2 protein-coding genes are annotated in these 3,184 nt (G+C 65.1%); both read left to right on the top strand.

Going from position 1 to position 3,184, the window contains the following annotated elements; all coding sequences use genetic code 11:
- Positions 1 to 129 precede the first annotated feature (129 nt).
- The gene (locus KA184_18865; GenBank protein ID MBP8131646.1) at positions 130 to 2,499 is read left to right on the top strand and encodes a DNA internalization-related competence protein ComEC/Rec2; all 2,370 of its coding nucleotides are present in this window, start codon (positions 130 to 132) and stop codon (positions 2,497 to 2,499) included.
- A 35-nt stretch (positions 2,500 to 2,534) separates the two neighbouring features.
- Positions 2,535 to 3,184, top strand: a 650-nt coding sequence (locus KA184_18860; GenBank protein ID MBP8131645.1) for an isochorismatase family protein, incomplete at its 3' end; no start/stop codon positions are given.

The raw sequence follows: 3,184 nt of genomic DNA, 5'->3' as shown, positions 1-3,184 counted from the left end.
GCCATTTACGTCTTCATGAATACGGTGACGTCCATTCTGCTTTCCCTTCTGGGGTTCAATTCGAGCGGCGGCGGTATGCTGCCGTTCTAACGTTCGCCGCGGGAAGCACAGCAACGGGGCTTGCCGGTTGTGAACCGACCGTGGGTATGGGTGGCGATTGGTCTGGCCACGGGCATTCTGGCCGCCGCGGAGGGGTCTTCTCCCTGGACCGTCGTGATCGTGACTGTACCGCCGGTCGCGCTCGCCTGGACTCTTCGCGGGCATGTCCCCTATACGCAGCAGGCAACGCTCACCCTGGTTGCCTTCGCCCTGGGCGGACTCATCTTTCACGCGCGGCACGCCGAAACACCGGGCGACCCGCTGAGCCGGTTTGCAGCGGGTTGCCCCCGGGAAAACCTCGTGCTCGAAGGGCACGTGCGCGAGGCGGGCATTATCCTGCCCGGTACGGATTACACCACGTTCGTGTTCGACGTGGACCGCGCCGTGCGGCGCGGGCAGACGGGGCGCCTGACGGGCGGCGTGCTCGTGCGCTGGAGTCAGCCGAATGGACCTTTGTTCGCGGGCGAGCGCATTCGCGCGGCGGGCACATTGGGCCGCGTGCTGTCGCCGGTGAATCACGGGATTCATGACCTTGAAGACTACTATCGGGCGCACGGCGTCTACACCGATCTGCGGATTGCGGGCGACGGTCTCGAGCGAATTGGCGCGCCCCGATGGTCCATCCGATACTGGATCGCCCGGCTGCGCCAAGAAGAAGGGGAACGTCTCGCTCGCGCCGTGCCGCGGGAAATCCTGCCCTTCGTCCTTGCCGTGTGGCTGGGCGAACGCAGCCGCATGACCGATGCGGAACGGCAAGACTACGTGTATTCGGGCACCGCGCACATCCTTGCGGTTTCCGGCCTTCACGTGGGCGTCATCTACGCAAGCATGTATTTCCTTTCGGGCACGCTTCCGCGGCGCAGGCACCTGCGCATCGTGCTGACACTGTCCATTGTGGTGCTGTTCGGCGTGCTGGCCGGGGCGCGCGTCTCCACATTACGCGCCACGTTCATGATCGGTCTGTACCTTATCGCGGAATTCTTCAATCGCGAGCCGGATGCGCCCACGGCTCTGAGCCTTTCGGCGGTCGTGCTTCTCTTGCTGAATCCCAACGACCTGTTCGACGGCGGGTTTCTTCTGTCCTTCTTGAGCGTGGCCTCGCTCCTGTTGTTCACACCGTTGCTCAACGAACGGGTCGGGCGCGTCCCCTGGTGGATAGCGAACGCCGTCACGCCCACGCTCGCCGTGCAACTGCTGCCGCTGCCCATCGCGATACGTTTCTTCCACGTGTTTCCCGCGGCGGCGCCGCTGGCAAATCTCCTGGTCATTCCGTTGCTCGGCGCGGCGCTGTGGCTCTGCGCCCTGACAACCGCGGCCGCATTTGTCCTGCCCCCCGCCGCAATGCTGTTCGGCCACGCGCTGCTCCCTGTCGTGATACTGATTCGCTTCGTTGCGGGCATGGCCGCGCGTATTCCCTATGCGCATTTCCTGCTCGTCAGTCCGACGGACCTCTCCGTGGGCCTGTACTGGGCGGCGCTGGTACTGCTGTTGGTCCCCGCCAAGGCCCAATCCGCGTCGAGACGGCGCGGTCTTGCCGTCACTGCGCTGTTGCTGGCAGCGCTGGCGACGTGGACCGCGTGGCCGCCGCCCGCCGGCATCAACGTGCTCGATGTCGGAAGGTCCGACGCGATCGCGGTGCGCACGCCCGGGCGCAAGACCTTTCTCATCGACGGCGGCGACCGTTCCGAGTATGTAGACATGGGCAAGCGGGTCGTGATTCCGTTCCTGCTGGCCAACCACATGCGCCGCGTCGATTACGTTGTCGTGACGCATCCCGACCGGGACCATCTGGGCGGGCTGCTGTCGGTGGTTGAGCAACTGACTGTCGGCGAGGTGCTGCTCGGGCCGGACGCGACGGGACGCCCGCTCGAACAGGAATTCCTGGCACTGTGCGCACGGCGCAAGGTGCCTGTGCGGCGCATCCAGCGCGGTGACCGGCTTGCGTTCGAGCGGACCATCGTCGAAGTATTGCATCCGCCTCCAGGCCGGCCCGCCGCCGGCCACGTCAACGATAACTCGCTGGTGCTGCGCTTCACCTGGCCGGGCATGACAGCCCTGTTTGCCGGCGATGTCGAGGCGGCGGGCGAGCAAAGTATGGCGGGCCTGGATTACCGCGCGGACATCTTAAAAGTGCCGCATCACGGGTCGAAGACATCGAGCACGGCGGAATTCATCGCCCGTGCGGCGCCGCAAATAGCACTTGTCTCGACGCGCGATACCGGGCGCGGCCCCGGTTCGGACGCGGCGGTGCTCCAACGCTACGCGGACGCGGGGGTGCGGGTATGGCGCACCGACTGGCACGGCGGCTTGCGTGTGCGGCGGACGAACAAGGGTTTCCGTGTGGACGGCGCGCGCATCCTGCGCGGCTATTCGCTGGAACCGGCGCCCGCGGCCCGTTAAGATGGCCGCGCGGACTTTACGGAAAGGGAACGAGCATGGTTGAGCCGGAATTCTTCAACGCGTGTGCGTTGGTCTGCGTGGACATTCAGGAAGGCGCGCGCGGCCTTGCCCTGAGTTATCAGGAATTGCCGGGCATCTGGAGGGAGATGGGGTTTTCCGCGGATGACGTGAACACGGCAAACACCTTTGCCTGGGACGTCGCCTTTCCGAACGCCGTCAAGGTAACCGAGGCGTCCCGCAGGCTCGGCTTGAAGATGCTCTTTATACACTGGGGCTATCTGTTCGAGGATGCCATGGACCTCGACCCCGATATCTATCAGTCGTTCAGGAAGGATTTCGGCGACGACGCGCGCAAATGGCCGGGCCACATCAGCCGCCCCGATTCGCGGCCGGCCAAGGCCCTGAACATCCAGCCCGGCGAATACGTCATCGCAAAGGCCGCCCAGGACGCCTTCGCCTCCTGCAATATCGCGTTCGTCCTGCGAAACCTTGGCGTCAAGAACCTCGTCATGATCGGCGGCCACACCGAGGCCTGCTTGGGCAAGACCGCCAAGTCCGCGAAACGGCTCGGCTGGCGCACCCTCTGCATCCACGACGCCACCTCGAACGCCCGCGAATCCACACGCCGCAAAGGCATCGACGAAGCCGGATTCGACTACGTCATCTCCACCGCCGAGTACCTCGC

This window comes from Candidatus Hydrogenedentota bacterium, assembly GCA_018005585.1.
In the GTDB taxonomy this organism is placed as follows: Bacteria; Hydrogenedentota; Hydrogenedentia; order Hydrogenedentales; family JAGMZX01; genus JAGMZX01.
Note: the sequence above shows the minus strand (reverse complement) of the source record. Positions and strands in the feature narration are given on the sequence as shown.